Genomic DNA, 19404 nt, shown 5'->3' with positions numbered 1-19404 from the left:
CGCCCCGAGCGGGGGGGGGGGGGGTGGGGCGGGGAGTGCGCCAGGGGGGGGGGGTGTTTTTTTGTGCGCGGGGGTGTTTTTGGGGGCCCCCCCCCCCCGGGGGGCCCCCCCCCCTTCTGTTGTCAATGGCGGTGCCCCGGTGTCTGTCCTTCCTCCCCGAGGTCCGGCGGTACGCAGTAGTCGACGTCCGATTCCGGGGAGATCAGGTCTCCGGATTCGATGTCGGTGCAGTAGGCGTCGAACACCTCGCCGGCCGTGAGGGGTTCGAGGCCCTCCCCGCGCAGACGCCAGCCGTAGACGCGGTCGGTGGTGCCGGGGGCGCTGGTGCGGATGACGAGTCCGCCCGGGCTCTGGGTGGCGATGCCGAGAGCCAGGACCGTGGTGAATTCGAGGGCTTCGGCCTCGTCGAGTTGGATGGCGCCCTCGTCGTCCTCGTCTGCGTGGAGGACGGAGAGGAGTGTCTCGGGTGTTGCCGTGACACTGCAGACGAGGTGGCGGTTGCCTGCCCCTGCTGTGTCGAGGATGCGTACGAGAAGGTGGGAGGCGCGGGTGAAGGCGGCGCGCCCGATGTCCTCGCCGCAGGAGGCGCAGGCACCGAGGCGGGCGAGGAGGGTGGACGCGTACTCCCAGGTCGCCTGTCGGACGGCCTCGTCGACAAGGGCGGGGACCAGGTCGGCCAGGGGCTGGCCCTCGTAGGGGAGCACGGGTCCTGTGGTGGCCAGTTCGGCGGTGAAGCGGGTGCGGCTGGACTGGACATCGGGGTCGAGGCCCGTGTCGGCGCAGAATTCTGCGTACTCCTGCGGGTCGAAGAGGGCGACGGTGGTGTGGCTGCCCTGGGAGGCGCGTGTCTTGAGGAGCGCCTCGACCTGTTGGAGGTAGCTCTTGTGGTTGTCGAAGGCGAAGCTGCGGTAGCGCCGCATGGCACGGAAGTCGTGCTCGTCGGTCAGCAGGCCGATGGTGCCCGCGATTTCGCGACGCAGGTCGCGTCGCATGGTCTGGTGGTCGTTGTGCGCCATGTTTCCCCCTGTGCGCGGTCGATCAATGCTCACTCACAGTAACCGTCGGCACTGACAACGGCGCCCGCGCGAGGCGATCACGGACCAGGTGGTGCTGAATCAGGCAGGTCAGGCCGATGATGGCGCCGAAGGTCAGCCAGCCGGCCGGGCCGGTGGTGATGGCCGCGGTGACGGCCAGTGGCCCGACGCTGCGTTGGGCGGACTGGGCCAGGCCGTGCACGCCGAGGTAGGCGCCCTGCGCGGTGCCGGGGGCGAGGGCGACGGAGAGTTCCCAGGAGATGGTGGCGTGGAGCATCTCGGCAACGGTGAAGGCGACAGCCGACACCGTGAGGAGCAGGGTCGCGGTGACGGTTCCTCCGGTGGCCGAGAGCGCCATGGCGATGCCGCCGAGAGCGAAGGCGGCTGACAGCGGGAGCAGGAGCGCGCGGGCGGCCGCAGTGGTGGTCCCGAAACGGGCCAGGGGGACCTGGAGGGCCACCACCATCACGTTGTTGAGGACCAGGAGCAGGGGCGCGAGGCCGTGCGGTGCGGTGCCCGCGTGCGCGATCCACAGCGGAAGGCCGACCTTGAAGACGGCGTCGTCGAGGAAGAGAACGGTTTCGGTGGCGACGTAGGCGAGGTAGGTGCGGTCGCGCCAGGGGTTGGCCCCGGCCGTCTTGGTCGCGGGGGCTGGGGTCTTCGAGGTGGCGACAGTGCGGGAGGCGGACGGGGGCTCGCCGCAGCGCAGGGTGAGGAGGGCGGAGGCGAGGAAGGAGAGGGCGTCACCGGCGAGGAGCCACTGATAGGCGGAGGTGGTGCCGAGGGCCAGGGCTGCCGCGGCGGCCAGACCGCCCAGGGCCCAGCCCGCGTTGGCGATGGTGCGGTGGACGGCCTGGTAGCGGACGCGGTCGGGTCCTGCCACGCGGGTGGCGTAGAGCCTGGTGAGGACGCTCGCCGCGCGGTCTCCGAGGCTGCCGACCGCGGAAAAGGCGAGGAGCAGGGCGTAGTCGTTCGTGGTGAGGAGCGCCAGGGAGGCCAGTGCGCGCAGGAGTTGGACGGCGAGCAGAACGCGGGTGAGCGGGAATCGGTCGGCGATGCGGCCCCCGAGGGGCGCTCCGGCGATGCCGATGGCTCCGGCGGTTGCGGCGAGCGTGCCGACCTGGGGGACGGAGAGACCCGAGACGTAGGTGAAGTACAGGACGGAGACGGACGCCCACAACCCGCTGCCGATGCGGTCGACGAGGGCGATGGTGAGCATTCTGCGTCCGTCACGCCCTCCGGGTATGCGGCTCGACCATGCGGCTGCGCGGCGCATCGGATGCACTGCTCCCCCTTGCCTTCAGTTATGTACTGATACATAATTTCCAACGTGGCAACACAATATGGGATCTCTGGTACGACGGCCAAGGGAATTGCGGCGTCCGTCGAACGGGCCGTGGCGGATGGGTCGTTGAGGCCCGAGGCCGCGCTGCCGCCCGTGCGGCGGCTCGCGGACGACCTCGGGGTCAGCCCCGGCACCGTGGCCACCGCCTACAAGGAGCTGCGCCGGCGGGGCATCGTCGTCACGCGCGGGCGTGGCGGGACCGTGGTGGCCCCGGCCCCCGCGGTGGCGTCACGGCGGCCGCCCAAGGTCCCACAGGGGCTGCGGGACTTGTCCGGTGGACATCCGGATCCCGCCCTGCTGCCCTCTCTCGTACCGCCGTCACGGCTGTCCCCCGGTGCCCGGTCGCACCGTTCGACGCCGAGGCTTGCGCGGCTGGAGGACGCCGCGCGTGACTGGATGGGGGCCGATGGGGTCCCCGTGGAGCATGTGACCTTCGCGCATGGGGCGTTGGATCTGATCGGGCGGCTGCTGTCCGTGGAGTTGCGCCCCGGCGACGCCGTGGCGATGGAGGACCCGGGGTATCACCATCTGCTGGACCTGATCACCGCGTTGGGGCTGCGCATCGTGCCGGTGGCCGTGGACGACGAGGGTATGCGGCCCGAGTCCCTGCGGGGGGCGCTGCGGGCGGGTGTGCGGGCTGTGGTGTGCAGTCCTCGGGCGCAGAACCCGTACGGTGGCTGCTTCTCCCCGGCACGCCGGGACGCACTCGTGGACGTGCTCGGGGACGAGCCTGACGTGCTGGTCGTCGAGAACGACCACGCGTCGGCCGTCGCCGCCGCGTCCCTGCACTCACTGACCGGGAGCGGATTGACCCGCTGGGTGCATGTGCGCACGGTGAGCAAGTTCCTCGGGACCGACCTGCGGTGGGCGGCGGCCGCGTGTGACGCGACGACCCTGGCCCGCCACGACGGGCGGTTGCTGCTCACCTCCGGATGGGTCAGTCATCTCCTCCAGGAGACCGTGCACGGGTTGCTGACAGACACCGCCACGCGCGCGTTGGTGGCGCGTGCCCAGGACACGTACGAGGAGCGCCGCGGCGCACTCCTGCGTGAGCTGGGAGATCGCGGCATTCCTGCGTGCGGAGCCAGCGGGATGAACCTGTGGGTGCCCGTGCAGGACGAGTCGGCCGTGGTGAACGGGCTGCGCTCGTACGGCTGGTGGGTCGCCGCCGGGGCCCGGTTCCGGTCCTCGTCGCCCCCAGGGGTGCGGATCTCCGTGGCCGAACTGGAGCCGGTGGACGCGGGGCGGCTGGCCTCGGATTTCGCTGCCGTGCTCGGTGAGTCCGAGGCCACCTACGGCGGTTGAGAGGTCCGCGTCAGGCGCGTTTGCGGGCGAGATCCTCGTAGAAGTGCAGCAGATCCAGGTTGTCGATGGAGCCCGGGTTGACGGCCTTTTCCAGCGGAGTGCCCTGGAGGAGGCGCTTGACGGGGACCTCGATGCGCTTTCCGGTGAGGGTGTGCGGAATGCCGGGGACCTCGATGATCTCGTCGGGGACGTGGCGCGGCGAGAGCTGCTCGCGGATGGTCTGCTTGATCCGGGCCAGCAGGGCATCATCCAGGGCGGCGCCGGGAACGAGATGCACGAAGAGGGGCATCCAGTAGCCGCCGTCGGGCTGTTCGATGCCGATGACGAGGGATTCCCTGATCTCTGGGATGCGCTCGACGGCTTCGTAGATGTCGGCCGAGCCCATGCGCACGCCCTGGCGGTTGAGCGTCGAGTCGGAGCGGCCGTGGATGACGACCGAGCCGCGGGAGGTGACGGTGATCCAGTCGCCGTGGCGCCATACACCGGGGTAGGTGTCGAAGTAGCTGTCGTGGTAGCGGCTGCCGTCGGGGTCGTTCCAGAAGCGGGTCGGCATCGACGGCATGGGGTTGGTGACCACGAGCTCGCCGACCTCGTCGATCAGGGGCTTGCCGGTCGGGTCCCAGGACTGCAGATCGGTTCCGAGGCCGGGTGCCTGGAGCTCGCCGATGTACACCGGGAGGGTCGGTACGGCTCCCGCGAAGCAGGAGCACACGTCCGTGCCGCCGCTGACGGATGCGATCCACAGATCGTCGCGCACCTCGTCGTGCAGCCAGCGGAACCCGTCGGGCGGCAGCGGTGATCCGGTGGTGGCGACGCACTGCACCTGGGAGAGGTCGAAGTCGCGGGCCGGGTGGACGCCGGCCTTGCGGCAGGCCATGACGTACGCCGCCGAAGTGCCGTAGAGGGTGGCTCCGGTCCGTTCGGCGATGCGCCATTGGGCGCCCGTGTCGGGGAAGCCGGGGCTGCCGTCGTAGAGCACGATCGTCGTTCCGGTGAGGAGGCCGGAGACGAGGAAGTTCCACATCATCCAGCCGGTCGAGGTGTACCAGAAGAAACGGTCCTCGGGGCCCAGGTCGCAGTGCAGGCCGAGCTGTTTGAGGTGCTCGACCAGAATGCCGCCCTGGGACTGGACGATCGCCTTGGGCAGGCCGGTCGTGCCCGAGGAGTAGAGCACCCAGAGGGGGTGGTCGAAGGCGACCTGCTCGAAGACCGGTTCCACGTCCGCGCTGGTCAGGGCGGACCACTCCAGCGCCCCTGCGGGGGGCTCGGTGCCGAGAAGGGGGATGTGGACGACGGCACGCAGCGTGGGCAGTTCGTGGCGCAGCTCGGCGACGATGTCGCGCCGGTCGTGCTCCTTGCCGCCGTAGCGGTAGCCGTCGACGGCGAACAGGACGACCGGTTCGATCTGCTGGAAGCGGTCCAGGACGCTGCGGGCGCCGAAGTCGGGGGCGCAGGATGTCCAGACGCCTCCCACGGCGGCCGTGGCGAGGAGGGCGACGACGGCCTGCGGGATGTTCGGGAGGTAGCCGCTGACGCGGTCTCCGGGGCGTACTCCGAGGGCGCGCAGTTCGGCGGCCAGGGAGCCGACCTGGCGGCGCAGCTCGGACCAGGTCACCGGGCGCGGCTCGTGTGTCTCGTCGACGTGCAGGAGGGCCGGTTCGTCCGCGCGGGTGTCGGCTGCGCGCAGGGCGTGCTCGGCGTAGTTGAGAGTCGCCCCGGGGAACCACTGGGCGCCCGGCATCGAACGGTCGCCCAGTACGCGCGCGTAGGGCGTCGAAAACCGTACGTCGAACCACTGGGTGACGGCTTCCCAGAACGTGTCCAGTTCGTCGACGGACCAGCGGTGCAGTGCCGCGTAGCCGCCCTCGGCGGGAGCGCCGTGCTGCTCGGCCGCCCAGGCCTGGAACTTCGTGACCTGCGCCTGCGCGATGCGTTCCGGATCTGGCTGCCAGAGCGGCTGGGGGTTCACGGTCGACATGGGGCGGCTCCCGGGACTGTGCGCGTCGTATGCGTCGGTCGCGCACGAGCTGGGGTGTGCGCGTGACGCGGCTGACACGGACGATGCCATGTGATCGACTTCTGCACCAGGGCGGGCCCCACATAGTCCGCGTCGTGAAGATGTGGTCCCGGCACGGGTGAACGGCAGTTGAACGACACGCGCGCGTGGGGCGGTCAATGGCAGGGTGAGCAGCATGGACGGTCGTGACCTGGTGCGTTCGATAAGGGTGGTCGGTTCGGTGCGGTCGGCCCAGGGGTTGCGTACCGTGAGGGCGGCGTGGCGCAGGAGGCGTGCCGATGCCTCCGCGCTGCCGTCGCGGGGTGCCGAGCGTGCCCGGGTGCCCGGGACCGTGCAGGAGGTGGAGCCCGGTCCGGGCGGTGGCATCGTCCGGTTCAGCCGGTCCGAGCTGCGCATATTCGTCGCGGTGAACGGGGCCGTCTTCTGGGGCTGGGACGGGGCCTCTCCCGAGCCGTCGTACGCTCTCCCGGGCCGCTGTCCTGAGCCGGATCCCCGGGTGGTCCTGGAGCCGGACAAGGACGGCGGCTGGCGGGTCGTGGCCGAGCGGGTGACGGTCGTCGTCTCGCGGCACGGCGCGATCGAGGTGCTCACCCCCGGAGGCGTGCCCCTGCGCCGTGATCTGCCGCCCCGGTGGTGGGAGCCGGCCGGGGGCGGTACCGCACGCTGGATGCAGCGCTCGGAGACGGCCGCGGACGCGCGGTTCTTCGGGCTCGGCGGTCGGGCATCGGGCCCGCGGCTGCGCGAAGGAACGTACCGCCTGTGGAATACGGACCCTGGGCGCGCGTTCGGTCCCGGAGAGGATCCGCTGTACCTCACGATGCCGGTGCAGCTGGTGGTGGCCGACGCGGCGACGCATCTGGTGTTCCACGACACCTCGTGGGACGGCACGGTGACGCTGCGGGAGGGCGAGGAGGGTGCCGGCTCCGGGCACGACCGGGCGGGGACGTGCGAGCTGCGGATGGACGGCGGCCCGCTGCGCTGCTGGGTGATCGTGGGCACCCCCGCGCGCGTGCTGCTCACCTGGGCGTCCCTGACGGGTGCGCCCGCGCTGCCGCCCGCGTGGGCGCTGGGTCATCACCACGCGCGCTGGGGCTTCGGCAGTGAGCAGGAGGTGCGGCGGATCGTCTCCGGCTACCAGGAGCGCGGGCTGCCGCTCGACGCCGTCCATCTGGACATCGACCACTACGACGAGCACCAGGTGTTCACGGTCGACCAGGAGCGCTTTCCGAAGCTGCCGGTGCTGGCCGAGGAGCTGCGCCGGGACGGGATCCGGCTGGTGTCGATCGTCGACCCCGCGGTCAAGGCCGCGGAGGACAACGCGGTGTTCGCGGGCGGGGCCGCCGTGGACGCGTTCGTGCGTGACGCTTCGGGGCGGCTCGTGCGCGGGGTCGTGTGGCCCGGAGAGACGGTCTTCCCGGATTTCACGCACGCGCGCGTGCGTGCGTGGTGGGGCGGTCTGTACGAGGAGCGGCTCGCCCAGGGTTTCTCGGGTTTCTGGCACGACATGAACGAGCCCACTTCGTTCGCCGCTTTCGGGGAGTCGACGCTGCCGCGTTCGGCGAGGCACTCGCTGGAAGGACGGGGCGGAGACCATCGGGAGGCGCACAACGTCTACGCGCTGGGCATGGCCAGGGCCGCCTACGAGGGGTTGCGTGAACTGGCCCCCGAGGAACGGCCGTTCATCTTCTCGCGTTCCGGTTGGGCCGGCCTGCAGCGCTACGGAGGAACGTGGTCCGGTGACGTGGCCACCGGCTGGCCCGGGCTGCGGGCCTCACTGTCGCTGGTCATGGGGCTTGGGCTGTGCGGTGTGCCGTATTCGGGGCCGGACGTGGGCGGTTTCGACGGGAGCCCGTCGCCCGAGCTGTATCTGCGTTGGCTCCAGCTGGGCGCGTACCTGCCTTTGTTCCGCACGCACGCGAGTCTGCGGGCGGGGCGCCGGGAGCCCTGGGAGTTCGGTGCCGAAGTTCTGGAGCACGCGCGCGTGGCGCTCGTCGAACGCCGTCGGCTGCTGCCGTACTTCGTGACGCTCGCGCATCTGGCCCGGCGCACCGGAGCGCCCTATGTACGGCCGCTGTGGTGGGCGGCGCCCGAGGACCGTGCGCTGCGCGACTGCGAGGACGCGTTCCTGCTGGGCGACAATCTGCTGGTGGCGCCGGTGCTCGGCCCGGGCGCGGACCGGCGGGCGGTGCAGCTGCCCCGGGGGCGCTGGTACGACACGGTGACGGAGCAGGTGTACGAGGGGCCGGGGCAGGTGCTCCTCGACGCCCCCTTGTCGCGGATTCCGGTGCTCGCGCGCGCGGGTGCGGTCGTCCCCGTGCGGGGGGACGACGGCGGACTGGAGCTGGAGGTCTGGGCACCCGCCCGGGGACGGAGCGGGGGCGGGCTGGTGGTGCAGGACGCGGGTGACGGATGGGACGAGCCGGAACTGGAGCGCTACGTCGCCCGTTGGACGAGACGGCGGCTCATCGTCGAGCGGCAGGGCGAGGGCGGCACGAGCGAGCCGCCCTACCCGGTGCGTGTGCGAGGCCTGAAGGAGGGCTGACTCAGACGTACCGGCCCTCGAACCAAGCCCGTACGGCGAGCGTGTGCAGGGGGAAGGCGAGCTCCTCCGGCCTGCGCAGGAGGTGCCAGCCCTCCGTCTCGTCGGTGGCCGTGGACTGCGGGAGGCCTTCGGCCGGCCGCTCCGGAAGGAGTCCGAACAGCAGCAGGTGCCCGTCGGGTGAGCTCATGACGTCGACGAGCCGCACGTCGCGGCCGGCCGCGTCGATACCGGTCTCTTCCTTGAGCTCGCGGACGACGGCCTGCCGCCAGTCCTCGCGGTCGTCGATGTAACCACCGGGCAACGCGATGCCTCCGCGCGCGGGGGCGACGGTTCGGGTGATGACGACCAGGGCGGTGCCCTTCGTGTCGTACACGGGCTGGAGCGCGATGGCCACCGGCAGTGGGTTGCGGTAGGCCACCGCGTGGCAGACCGGGCAGGTGCGGGGCCAGCCGGAGACGCCCTCTCCGTAGGGCGCTCCGCAGCTCGAACAGTGGGAGCCGGGCGCGGAGTTGGGGGTGGAGGCATGAGTTTCGGACACGAAGCGGAATGTATCCGATCAGATGATGGGCGTCTTCGGGGGGCGGCTCAGTTGGCGCTGGTGAGCGACTTCCAGGAGACGGGGAAGTCGAAGTAGGTGTCCGGGTAGGGCTCGGGCTTGTACGTGTAGTGCCACCACTCCTCGGCGAGGTTCACAAATCCGAGCCCTTCCAGGGTGGTCTTGAGGAGCAGCCTGTTGGCGCGCTGTTCGCCCTGGATACGCGGGTCGAGGGTGTGGGCGAGGGTGTCGAAGCAGTCGAAGCCGGTGCCCATGTCGACGGAGTTGTCGGGGAAGCGCTCGTCCTTGGGGGCGTAGCAGGGCACCAGGGGCTCTCCCGGGTGGTACGGCCGGGTCGGTTTCGCGGGGAGCTTCACGATCGTGAGGTCCATGGTCGAGCCGCGGCTGTGGCCGGATTTCTGCGCGATGTAGCCGTCCTCGAACAGACGGGTCTTGTCGACGTTCGGGTAGAACTCGCCCTTCATCGCCTGGTCGTCGAGGTCCTCGGCCCAGCGGACGAAGTGGTTCACGGCGCGCTGCGGCCGGTAGCAGTCGTAGACCTTGAGGGTGTAGCCCTTGTGCAGCAGCCTCAGCTGGGCCTTGTGGAGTGCTTCGGCGGCCGGCCGGGTGAGGAGGCAGATCGGCTGCCGGTAGCCGTCGATGCGCCCGCCGACGAAGTTGTGCGGGGTGAAGTAGCGCATCTCCTGGATGATCGTCGGGTCCACGGTTCTCAGGGCCACGAAATCCTTCGGCGCCCTGGGGTCCGTCGTGGCCCTGGTGGGGGCGGAGGCGGCGGTCACGGCCAGCAGGGCGGCGAGTGCGGTGATCAGACCGCGTACTGCGCTGGAGAGACGTGTCATGTCTCCTGCCCTGCCCAATTCCGGGTGCCCGTGACACACTTCTGACGTTCCGTCAGATCGTATGCCAGGGAGGGGCTTTGTCTCGTACACGCATGCCCGTGGTCGACGGATGGTTCACCGGCGACGGGGACGGCTTCAGGCTCCTCGGCACCCGCTGCACATCGTGCGGTTCGGTGTTCTTCCCCCGCGAGGACAGCCACTGCCGGAATCCCGGATGCGCGGGCGGAGCTCTGGAGGAGGTCCCGCTGTCCCGGGGCGGGCGCATCTGGTCGTACACCGACAGCCGGTACCGGCCACCGTCACCCTATGTGACCAATCCGGAACTTCCGTGGGAGCCGTACGCGTTGATCGCTGTGGAGCTGGAGTCCGAGCGGATCGTGGTGCTGGGGCAGGCGGCTCCCGGGGTCACCGTCGCCGACCTGACGGTGGGCATGGAGGTGGAGGTCGTCCCGGGCGTGCTCCATGAGGACACGGAGACGGTCTGGACGACCTGGCACTGGCGGCCGACGGGGGTGGGGGCATGACAGGTGAGGTGGCGGTGCTCGGCGCGGGCATGCACCCGTGGGGCAAATGGGGGCGCAGCTTCGTCGAGTACGGCGCTGCGGCGGCCCGTGCGGCGCTCGCCGACGCCGGGCTGCAGTGGCGCGACATCGGCTCGGTCGTCGGCGCCGACACCGTGCGGGGCGGCTATCCGGGCTATGTGGCGGGGGCGACCTTCGCGAAGGCTCTGGGCTGGCAGGGGGCAAGGGTGGCGAGCGTGTACGCGGCGTGCGCCTCCGGGGCGCAGGCCGTCAACACCGCGCGGGCGCAGATCCTTTCGGGACTCGCGGACGTGGTCCTCGTGGTCGGCGCCGACGCGGCGCCCAAGGGGTTCTTCCGCCCGGCGGGAGGGGACCGGCCCGACGATCCGGACTGGCTGCGCTTCCGGGTGCTGGGGGCGACGAATCCGACGTACTTCGGGCTGTACGCGCGCCGCCGCATGGCCGTGCACGGCGACACCGCGGAGGACTTCGCGCAGGTCAAGGTGAAGAACTCGGTCCTTGGGGCGCTCAATCCGAACGCGCGCTACCGCAAGCGGGTCACCGCCGAGGAGGTCGCCGCCTCGGCGGTGGTCGCCGATCCGCTGCGGCTGCTCGACATCTGCGCGACCTCGGACGGAGGCGCGGCCCTGGTGCTGTCGAGCATGGAATTCGCACGTCGGCACGGAGCGAGCCGGCCGGTGCGGATCCGGGCCGTGTCCACGGTGACACCTCGTTACCCCAACACGGTCCTTGATCTGCCGGACATCGCGACGGACTCCGCGGTGGCGGTGGAGCCTGCCGCCGACACGTTCCGCGCGTCGATCGCGCGGGCGGCCTACGAGGAGGCGGGCCTCGGCCCCGAGGACCTGTCCCTCGCGGAGGTATACGACCTGTCCACCGCCCTGGAGTTGCAGTGGTACGAGGATCTGGGGCTGTGCGGGCCGGGAGAGGGCGCCAAGCTGCTGAGGGAGGGGGCGACGGCCCTGGGCGGGCGAATACCGGTGAACGCGAGCGGCGGGCTGGCCTCCTTCGGAGAGGCGGTTCCCGCTCAGGCGATTGCCCAAGTGTGCGAGCTGACCTGGCAGTTGAGGCAGCAGGCGGGTCAGCGGCAGGTGGCGGCGGCGCGTGTGGGCATCTCGGCGAACCAGGGACTGTTCGGGCACGGGTCGGCGGTCGTCGCGCTGCGGTAGGCGGCGACGCAAGCCCTTTCTTGCACGCTGAGTGATCGGCCCGGAATCCTGCGTGAACGTCTTATGAACTGGGCCTGGGGGTGCGCCGGCAGAGACATCATGCTCCCGTGCACTCCTGGACGGATACTCTCCGCTTCGCCTTCCAGCCAGTGGTCAATCTGACCACCGGAGGGGTCGCAGGGCTGGAGATACTCGCCCGCCCGGAGTCCGGCGGCATCCTGGCCGAGGCCCGTCGAGACCCCGAACTCGACGGCCGGCTGGCGGTGTTGGCCGTCCGTGCGGCCGCTCGCAAGGAGACGCTGCTGCCGCTGCACGTCAACGTGTTCGCGGGCACCCTGGCCGATCTCGGCGGCCTCACGCCGCTGCACACCGCCGTGCGGGAGGCGGGACGGCTGCCGTGGGAGGTGACGATCGACATCGGGCCGCCGTACACGCACGTCCCGCAGCAGGCGCTGCTGGAGGCGGTGAGCGCGCTGCGGGCGCAGGGCTTCCGGATCAGTGCGGACGGCGTCGGCGACGGGGACGTACCGCTGCGGCTGCTCACCGACATGGAGCCCGAGCTGGTGAAACTGGATGCGTCGCTGCTGGCACGGCCGGCCGCGGTCAAGGCGATGCGGACACTGTGCGAGCAGTTGGGAGCGCTCCTGTCCGTCGAGGGCGTGGAGACGGAACTGCAGTACGCGGCAGCGGTCTCGGCGGGTGCTCAGCTGGCGCAGGGCGACCTGTTCGCACCGCCGGCCCGGCTGCCCGCGGCGGGCGTCTACCTTCCGCCCCGCTCCCCCGGCGTCGCGCCAGTCCCGAGGTCGGGGCCTTCGGTGCTGGAATTCGTACGGCCCGCCGCGCTGCTGCCCGCCACCGCGTCGGCCGGTCAGGTACGGGCACTGCTGACCGGGGCTCCCGAGGTGTCGGGCGTGCTGCTCGTGGACGCGCACGGAAGGCCCGTCCGGTCGGTGCACCGCTCACGCTTCCTGCTGTCGATGTCCGGACGCTACGGACATGCGCTGTACGCCGACCGGCCCGCCGCCAAGCTGGGGGACGCGCCGCGGACGGTGGGCGTCGACGCCACCGCCTGGGAGGTCTTGGACGTGGTGGCCGTCGGTGACCGTGGCCGCACCTCGGACGATGTCGCGGTGGTGGACCGGGCCGGGCGGTGCGTGGGTGTCGTGCGGCTCGCGGACCTCGTGCGGGCACTGGCCGAGAGCCGGGTCGAGGAGGCGGCCGGGCTCAATCCGCTCACCCGGCTGCCCGGCTCGGACGCGATCACCGGCGAGGTGGACCGCCGCATCGCGGACGGCCGGCCCTTCGCGCTGAGCTGGCTGGACGTGGACCACTTCAAGCAGGTCAACGACGGGGCCGGGTTCGCGGCAGGGGACGAGCTGATCCGCTCGGTGGGGCGGGCACTGCAACATGCGGCGTCCGGGAACACTCGCGTCGGCCACATCGGTGGGGACGACTTCCTGGTGCTCGCCGAACCGGAGTGGCTGGATCCGCTGGCCACTGCGGTGCTGGACGCGCCCTGGTCGGCGGGTGGGCGCCCCGTCACGTTGTCCCTGGCCACAGTCGTGTGCCCGCCGGGCAGTGTGACGGACCACCGGGAGGCCGCCGCGTCGCTCGCGCCGCTGAAAAAGGCCGCGAAATCGCTGCACGGGGCGAGCTGGGTGCTGGGCCGGGCGGGCCTGCCGGGCCACGAGATCCGGCGCGGCTCGGGGACGGCTCCCGCCCAGGCCGGGTGCGCGGTGGCGGAACCCGGCCTAGGCTGATCGTCGTAACCGACCGACCGTCTCTCCTTCGCTCGGGTACAACGGCGGCTGTCACCGTTGGTGTCGGCGACCTTGACGCTCTGTGGGCGCCGGTGAACACTTCCGGTGTCAGTCGACATCGCCGCACATACACGGTGTATCCAGGCACGCGCCGCGCGGGCCCCGCCTGAAGACAGGCCCGTTCCCCCACGGGCGATTCGGCTGCGACGGCACGCTCGTCACGGACGCCGGGCGGGGCGCGGGAGCTTCCCTGCCTTCGGCTGAAGTCGCCACGGGAAAACGCACCCTGCACCGAGAACCGGGGTCGATCACCCCGGGACAGGGCCTAGGAGCCGCCATGAGCAACGCAGACACCCACGGCGAAGGCCGCGGCATGTGGAACCCGGTGGTCGGACCGCTGATCGGCGGGGTGCTTTCCGGGCTCGTCCTCCCAGCAGCCCTCTGATCCAAAGCAGCCTTCTGAAGGAACGACGAAGGGGACGTCATGACGGACAAGTTCGTCGCCGCTATCGACCAGGGCACCACGTCCAGCCGCTGCATCGTGTTCAACCAGGACGGCGCGATCGTCGCTGTCGACCAGCGCGAACACCGCCAGATCTTCCCGAAGCCCGGCTGGGTGGAGCACGACGCCACGGAGATCTGGTCCAAGGTGCAGGCGGTGGTCGCCGGAGCGATCGCCAAAGCCGGGCTGCGCGCCGACCAGCTCAGCGCACTCGGCATCACCAACCAGCGCGAGACCACGGTCCTGTGGGACCGCGCGACGGGCAAACCCGTGCACAACGCCATTGTGTGGCAGGACACCCGCACCGCGGCGCTGACCAACCAGCTCGGCGGCTCGGACGGGCAGGACCGTTTCCGCGAGCAGACCGGACTGCCGCTGGCCACCTACTTCTCGGGGCCGAAGGCCGCCTGGCTGCTGGACAACGTCCCCGGGCTCAGGACCCGGGCCGAGAACGGCGAGATCGCCTTCGGCACCATCGACTCCTGGCTCATCTGGAACCTGACGGGCGGCACCGACGGCGGACAGCACGTCACGGACGTCACCAATGCCGGGCGCACCATGCTCATGAACCTGGAAACCCTCCAGTGGGACCCGTCCATCCTCTCCGCGATGAACATCCCCGAAGCCGTCCTCCCCGAGATCAGGTCCTCGGCCGAGGTGTACGGCACCGCCGTGGGTCAGCTGGCCGGGGTGCCGGTCGCGTCGGCCCTCGGCGACCAGCAGGCGGCCGTGTTCGGGCAGGCCTGCTATGACGTGGGCACGGCGAAGAACACGTACGGCACGGGCAGCTTCCTGCTGCTGAACACCGGCAACCGGCCGGTGGCGTCGAAGAACGGCCTGCTGACGACCATGGGCTACAAGATCGGCAGTGAGGCGCCTGTCTACTGTCTGGAGGGGTCCATAGCCATCACGGGTGCCCTCGTGCAATGGTTCCGCGACCAGCTGGGCATCATCCGTACCGCCGACGAGATCGAGCCCCTGGCGGCGAGTGTCGAGGACAACGGCGGAGCGTACATCGTGCCCGCCTTCTCCGGCCTGTTCGCGCCGTACTGGCGCTCCGACGCGCGCGGTGTCATCACCGGCCTGACCCGCTACGTCACCAAGGCGCACCTGGCCCGGGCCGTGCTCGAAGCGACGAGCTGGCAGACGCGCGAGGTCGTGGACGCCATGTACCAGGACTCCGGGGTGCACATCACCACCCTGAAGGTGGACGGCGGCATGACCAAGAACAACCTGCTCATGCAGCACCAGGCGGACGTACTCGATGTTCCGGTGGTGCGCCCGAAGGTCTCCGAGACGACCTGCCTCGGCGCCGCGTACGCTGCCGGGCTCGCCACCGGCGTGTGGAACGACCTCGACGAGCTGAAGTCCCACTGGCAGAAGGACGTCGAGTGGACGCCCGCCATGGAGGCATCCGTACGGGACCGCCAGTACCACAACTGGCGCAAGGCCGTGGAGAAGAGCTTCGCCTGGGAGGAGGACGGCGAGAACTAGGCCCACGCGCGCGTGCGTGAGCCCTTCGGCTGCGGCCCGTACCCCGGTCGGCGGGGGTACGGGCCGCGCACATGGTTCAGGTGGTGACGGTCTGGCGGCGGTCGGCCGCGTATGCCATGGCGTGCTGGACCACGCCGACGAGGACCTCCTTGACGGACTCGCGGTCGCGGGCGTCGCACAGCACGAGCGGTACGTCCTCGTCCAGGTCGAGGGCCTGGCGGACGTCGTCGGCCGGGTATCGGGCCGAGCCCTCGAAGCAGTTGACGCCGACGAGGAAGGGTATGGAGCGCCGCTCGAAGTAGTCGACCGCGGCGAAACAGTCCTCCAGGCGGCGGGTGTCGGCGAGCACGACGGCTCCGAGGGCGCCCTCGGAGAGCTCGTCCCACATGAACCAGAACCGCTCCTGCCCGGGCGTGCCGAACAGGTACAGCACCAGGTCCTCACGGAGGGTGATGCGGCCGAAGTCCATGGCCACGGTGGTGGTGTGCTTGCCCTCCACGCCGCTCGTGTCGTCGACGGGCCGTCCGGCCTCGGTGAGCAGCTCCTCGGTGCGCAACGGCCTGATCTCGCTGACCGCGCCGACGAGGGTGGTCTTGCCCACGCCGAAACCGCCGGCCACCAGGATCTTGAGCGTGACGGGCTCGACCGGAGGCTTCCCGCGCTCAGAACGCCCGAAGATCATCGATCTCTTCTCCTGCTTGCTGGGGGTGGGACGACGGCGGTCCATAGCCTCCGCCGCCGGGGGTTTCGATGACGAGCACGTCGCCTGGGCCGACGTCCGCGGAGTCGCTTCCGGCGAGCGGGGTGACCGTGCCGTCCGCGTGCTCCACCCGGTTGGCGCCCAGCGCACCGGGCCTGCCGCCCGCCATGCCGTAGGGCGGAACCCTGCGGTGCTGGGAGAGGGTGGAGACCGTCATGGGCTCGTGGAAGCGGATGCGGCGCACCGCGCCGTCCCCGCCCCGCCACCGGCCGGAGCCGCCGCTGCCGTGCCGGACGGCGAACTCGTCGAGCTGCACGGGCAGCCGCCACTCCAGGACCTCGGGGTCGGTGAGCCGCGAGTTGGTCATGTGGGTCTGCACGACGGGCGCGCCCGGGAAGCCGTCGCCCGCGCCGGAGCCGGAGGCCACGGTCTCGTAGTACTGGTGCCGCTCGTTCCCGAAGGTGACGTTGTTCATGGTCCCGGAGCCTTCGGCCTGGACGCCGAGGGCCGCGTAGAGCGCACCGGTGATGGCCTGGGAGGTCTCGACGTTGCCTGCCACCACCGCGGCCGGCGGCTCGGGCGCGAGCATGGAGCCGGGCGGGACGACGATGTCGAGGGGGCGCAGACAGCCGTCGTTGAGCGGGATGTCGTCGGCAACGAGGGTGCGGAACACATACAGGACGGCCGCGTTGACCACGGCGAAGGGGGCGTTGAAGTTGCTCGCCAGCTGGGGGGAGGTTCCGGTGAAGTCGACGGTCGCGCGGCGGTTTTCGCGGTCCACGCGCACGCGTACGCGGATGACGGCGCCCGAGTCGGTCTCGTAGGCGTACTCGCCGTCGTCCAGGGCGTCGACGACCCGTCGCACGGCCTCCTCGGCGTTGTCCTGGACGTGCCTCATGTAGGCCTGCACGACGTCGAGGCCGAAGTTCTCGATCATACGGGCGACTTCGTCGACGCCCTTCTGGTTGGCGGCGATCTGGGCGCGCAGGTCGGCGAGGTTGGTCCTGGGGTTGCGGGAGGGGTAGGGCGCCCCGGTGAGCAGGCCGAGGGTCTCCGCCTCACGGAAGCGGCCCTTCTCGGCGAGGAGCCAGTTGTCGAAGAGGATGCCTTCCTCGTCGATGGTGCGGCTGCCCGCCGGCATGGAGCCCGGGGCGATGCCTCCGATCTCGGCGTGGTGGCCGCGTGACGCGACGTAGAAGAGGATTCGGTCACCCTGCGTGCTGAACACGGGGGTGATCACCGTGACGTCCGGCAGGTGGGTGCCGCCGTGGTACGGGTCGTTGACGGCGTACGTGTCACCGGGCCGCATCGAAGTGCCCCGGCGCCGGATGACCTCCTTGACGCTGGTGCCCATGGAGCCCAGGTGGACGGGGATGTGCGGCGCGTTGGCCACCAGGTTTCCGTCCGGGTCGAAGAGGGCGCAGGAGAAGTCGAGCCGCTCCTTGATGTTGACGGACTGAGCGGTGGACTCCAGCCGGGCGCCCATCTGTTCGGCGATCGACATGAAGAGGTTGTTGAAGACCTCGAGGAGAACCGGATCGGCTTTTGTGCCGAGGTCGGAACTCTCCGTAATCACCGCACGTTCCATGACCAGATGCCCGTCGTCTCGTGCCACGGCCTGCCAGCCGTCGTCGACGACGGTCGTCGCACTGGCCTCGGTGATGATCGCGGGGCCGGTGACGGTTTCGCCGGGAGGGAGGTCCTCGCGGCGGTGGAGGGGGACGTCGCGCCAGGCGCCGCCGGTGTGCAGGCGCACGGTGTCCGGGGTGGCGGTGCGGCCTTCGTACGGGGCGAGGGCGGAGAGATCGGGGGGTTCAGTGATGCCGGTGGCTTCGACGGAGAGGGCTTCGACGACGATCGGGCGGTCGAGCGTGAAGGAGTACGTGGCGCGATGACGTTCTTCGAAGGTGTGACGCATCGTGTCGGGCTCGGTCAGCTCGACGGTGAGGGTGGTGTCCGTTCCGTCGTAGCGCAACTGTGCGCGGCGGGTGACCTGGATGCGGCCCTCGGGGACGTCCTCGGCGAGGAGTTCCGCGCGGGCCGCTCCTTCCAGGTCGTCGGCCGTCTTCAGGACGGCGGGCATGGACGCCGGCTCCAGGGGTGCCTCGACGGACTGTTCGCGCATGGCGGTGGTGTCTGCGAGGCCGATGCCGAGCGCGGACAGAACACCCGCCATGGGTGGTACGAGGACGGTGCGGATGCCGAGCGAGTCGGCGACCTTGCACGCGTGCTGGCCGCCCGCGCCGCCGAAGGTGGTGAGGGCGTAGCGGGTGACGTCGTGGCCCTTCTGGACGGAGATCCGCTTGACGGCGTTGGCGATGTTGGCGACAGCGATCTGCAGGTATCCCTCGGCGACCTGCTCGGGGGTGCGGTCGTCCCCGGCCCTGGTGCGGATCTCGCGGGCGAGGGCGGTGAAGCGGTCGCGGACAAGCGCCGCGTCGAGGGGCTGGTCGCCATCCGGCCCGAACACCTTGGGAAAGTGGGCGGGCTGGATCCGCCCCAGCATGACGTTGGCGTCGGTGACGGTGAGCGGGCCGCCGCCGCGATAGCAGGCGGGTCCCGGGTCCGCGCCCGCCGAGTCCGGCCCTACGCGGTAGCGGGAGCCGTCGAAGTGGAGGATGGAGCCGCCACCGGCTGCGACGGTGTGGATGTCCAGCATGGGGGCGCGCAGCCGGACGCCCGCGATCTGTGTGGTGAAGACGCGCTCGTACTCGCCCGTGTAGTGCGAGACATCGGTGGAGGTGCCGCCCATGTCGAAGCCGATGACGCGGTCGAAGCCGGCCAGCTGCGACATCCGGGCCATGCCGACGATGCCTCCGGCCGGCCCGGAGAGGATGGCGTCCTTGCCGCGGAACTGCCCGGCTTCGGCGAGCCCGCCGTTCGACTGCATGAACATCAGCCGTACGCCCTGGAGTTCGTCGGCGACGTGCTGGACGTAGCGGCGCAGTACGGGCGACAGATAGGCGTCGACGACCGCGGTGTCCCCGCGCGGCACGAGCTTCATCAGCGGGCTGACCTCGCTGGACAGCGAGATCTGCGGAAATCCGACCCGTGCGGCCAGCTCCCCCACGGCCTGCTCGTGGGCGGGGTGCAGATGGCTGTGCATGCAGACGACGGCCACGGCGCGGATGCCGTCCTCGTACGCCTCCTGGAGGGGGACGAGGAGGGCGTCCAGATCGGGGGCGCGCAGGACGGTCCCGTCCGCGGCGATGCGCTCGTCGACCTCCACGACGCGCTCGTGGAGCAGTTCGGGGAGGTCGATGCGGCGGGCGAAGATGTGCGGCCGGTTCTGGTAGGCGATGCGCAGCGCGTCACGGAAGCCCCGGGTGACGACGAGCAGCGTGCGTTCGCCCTTGCGCTCCAGAAGGGCGTTGGTGGCGACCGTCGTCCCCATCCGGACGGCCTCGACGGGGTCCTGGGAGCCGTCCAGCAGTTGGCGTACGCCCGCGACCGCCGCGTCGGAGTAGCGCGCCGGGTTCTCCGACAGCAGCTTGTGCGTCAGCAGGCGGCCGTCCGGGCGCCGCGCGACGATGTCGGTGAATGTGCCGCCGCGGTCGACCCAGAACTGCCAGCCTGTCATGTCCGTACCCCGCTTCCGC

Annotated in this window: 13 protein-coding genes; 6 read left to right on the top strand and 7 right to left on the bottom strand. The window is 70.8% G+C overall.

Features of this window, described 5'->3' with window-relative positions:
• Positions 1-122: 122 nt before the first annotated feature.
• Both ACWC1K_RS33760 and ACWC1K_RS33755 read right to left on the bottom strand, forming a co-directional pair.
• Positions 123-1016 (bottom strand): hypothetical protein, encoded by an 894-nt coding sequence (locus ACWC1K_RS33760; protein ID WP_450836734.1) that lies wholly within the window; start codon positions 1014-1016, stop codon positions 123-125.
• A 22-nt stretch (positions 1017-1038) separates the two neighbouring features.
• Positions 1039-2253: an MFS transporter gene (locus ACWC1K_RS33755; protein ID WP_450836733.1), complete on the bottom strand. Its 1215-nt coding sequence runs from the start codon at positions 2251-2253 to the stop codon at positions 1039-1041.
• A gap of 111 nt (positions 2254-2364) precedes the next feature.
• On the opposite strand from ACWC1K_RS33755, the gene ACWC1K_RS33750 reads away from it, so the two are divergent.
• Positions 2365-3684, top strand: coding sequence for an aminotransferase class I/II-fold pyridoxal phosphate-dependent enzyme (locus ACWC1K_RS33750; RefSeq protein WP_450836732.1), 1320 nt, complete (start codon positions 2365-2367; stop codon positions 3682-3684).
• Positions 3685-3694: 10 nt separating this feature from the next.
• On the opposite strand, the gene ACWC1K_RS33745 is transcribed toward ACWC1K_RS33750, so the two are convergent.
• Complete coding sequence (locus ACWC1K_RS33745; protein ID WP_450836731.1) at positions 3695-5662, bottom strand: acetoacetate--CoA ligase; 1968 nt, start codon at positions 5660-5662, stop codon at positions 3695-3697.
• A gap of 214 nt (positions 5663-5876) precedes the next feature.
• Between ACWC1K_RS33745 and ACWC1K_RS33740 the strand changes: the two genes are divergently transcribed.
• Positions 5877-8243, top strand: coding sequence for a glycoside hydrolase family 31 protein (locus ACWC1K_RS33740; RefSeq protein WP_450836730.1), 2367 nt, complete (start codon positions 5877-5879; stop codon positions 8241-8243).
• A 1-nt stretch (position 8244) separates the two neighbouring features.
• On the opposite strand, the gene ACWC1K_RS33735 is transcribed toward ACWC1K_RS33740, so the two are convergent.
• Positions 8245-8781, bottom strand: coding sequence for an NUDIX domain-containing protein (locus ACWC1K_RS33735; protein WP_450836729.1), 537 nt, complete (start codon positions 8779-8781; stop codon positions 8245-8247).
• 47 nt (positions 8782-8828) lie between these two features.
• On the bottom strand, positions 8829-9638 hold the full coding sequence (locus ACWC1K_RS33730) for a M15 family metallopeptidase (protein ID WP_450836728.1): 810 nt from the start codon (positions 9636-9638) through the stop codon (positions 8829-8831).
• A gap of 98 nt (positions 9639-9736) precedes the next feature.
• Between ACWC1K_RS33730 and ACWC1K_RS33725 the strand changes: the two genes are divergently transcribed.
• The 4 genes from ACWC1K_RS33725 to glpK all read left to right on the top strand — a co-directional run bounded on the left by ACWC1K_RS33725 (position 9737) and on the right by glpK (position 15105).
• Positions 9737-10162, top strand: coding sequence for a Zn-ribbon domain-containing OB-fold protein (locus ACWC1K_RS33725; protein WP_450836738.1), 426 nt, complete (start codon positions 9737-9739; stop codon positions 10160-10162).
• Positions 10159-11349 carry a lipid-transfer protein gene (locus ACWC1K_RS33720; protein WP_450836727.1) on the top strand — a complete coding sequence of 397 codons (1191 nt, stop codon included), beginning with the start codon at positions 10159-10161 and terminating at the stop codon, positions 11347-11349. The genes ACWC1K_RS33725 and ACWC1K_RS33720 overlap by 4 nt, the downstream gene beginning before the upstream one ends.
• 107 nt (positions 11350-11456) lie before the next feature.
• On the top strand, positions 11457-13109 hold the full coding sequence (locus ACWC1K_RS33715) for an EAL domain-containing protein (RefSeq protein WP_450836726.1): 1653 nt from the start codon (positions 11457-11459) through the stop codon (positions 13107-13109).
• Between the two features lie 484 nt (positions 13110-13593).
• Positions 13594-15105 (top strand): glycerol kinase GlpK, encoded by a 1512-nt coding sequence (gene glpK / locus ACWC1K_RS33710; protein WP_450836725.1) that lies wholly within the window; start codon positions 13594-13596, stop codon positions 15103-15105.
• A gap of 76 nt (positions 15106-15181) precedes the next feature.
• Here the strand turns inward: glpK and ACWC1K_RS33705 are convergent, their stop codons facing one another.
• On the bottom strand, positions 15182-15787 hold the full coding sequence (locus tag ACWC1K_RS33705; protein WP_450836724.1) for a GTP-binding protein: 606 nt from the start codon (positions 15785-15787) through the stop codon (positions 15182-15184).
• Complete coding sequence (locus tag ACWC1K_RS33700; RefSeq protein ID WP_450836723.1) at positions 15768-19385, bottom strand: hydantoinase B/oxoprolinase family protein; 3618 nt, start codon at positions 19383-19385, stop codon at positions 15768-15770. The genes ACWC1K_RS33705 and ACWC1K_RS33700 overlap by 20 nt, the downstream gene beginning before the upstream one ends.
• Positions 19386-19404: the final 19 nt, after the last annotated feature.

This window comes from Streptomyces sp. NPDC001492 (assembly GCF_053597275.1).
The sequence above is the reverse complement of the archived record's forward strand: the minus strand, read 5'-3'. Positions and strand labels throughout refer to the sequence as shown.

What these genes read in the sequence shown, in the direction of transcription:
- ACWC1K_RS33760 (WP_450836734.1), bottom strand. Translation starts at nt 1,016, where the DNA reads ATGGCGCACAACGACCACCAGACCATGCGACGCGACCTGCGTCGCGAA.
- ACWC1K_RS33755 (WP_450836733.1), bottom strand. Translation starts at nt 2,253, where the DNA reads ATGCTCACCATCGCCCTCGTCGACCGCATCGGCAGCGGGTTGTGGGCG.
- ACWC1K_RS33730 (WP_450836728.1), bottom strand. Translation starts at nt 9,638, where the DNA reads ATGACACGTCTCTCCAGCGCAGTACGCGGTCTGATCACCGCACTCGCC.
- ACWC1K_RS33745 (WP_450836731.1), bottom strand. Translation starts at nt 5,662, where the DNA reads ATGTCGACCGTGAACCCCCAGCCGCTCTGGCAGCCAGATCCGGAACGC.
- ACWC1K_RS33700 (WP_450836723.1), bottom strand. Translation starts at nt 19,385, where the DNA reads ATGACAGGCTGGCAGTTCTGGGTCGACCGCGGCGGCACATTCACCGAC.
- glpK (WP_450836725.1), top strand. Translation starts at nt 13,594, where the DNA reads ATGACGGACAAGTTCGTCGCCGCTATCGACCAGGGCACCACGTCCAGC.
- ACWC1K_RS33705 (WP_450836724.1), bottom strand. Translation starts at nt 15,787, where the DNA reads ATGATCTTCGGGCGTTCTGAGCGCGGGAAGCCTCCGGTCGAGCCCGTC.
- ACWC1K_RS33720 (WP_450836727.1), top strand. Translation starts at nt 10,159, where the DNA reads ATGACAGGTGAGGTGGCGGTGCTCGGCGCGGGCATGCACCCGTGGGGC.
- ACWC1K_RS33740 (WP_450836730.1), top strand. Translation starts at nt 5,877, where the DNA reads ATGGACGGTCGTGACCTGGTGCGTTCGATAAGGGTGGTCGGTTCGGTG.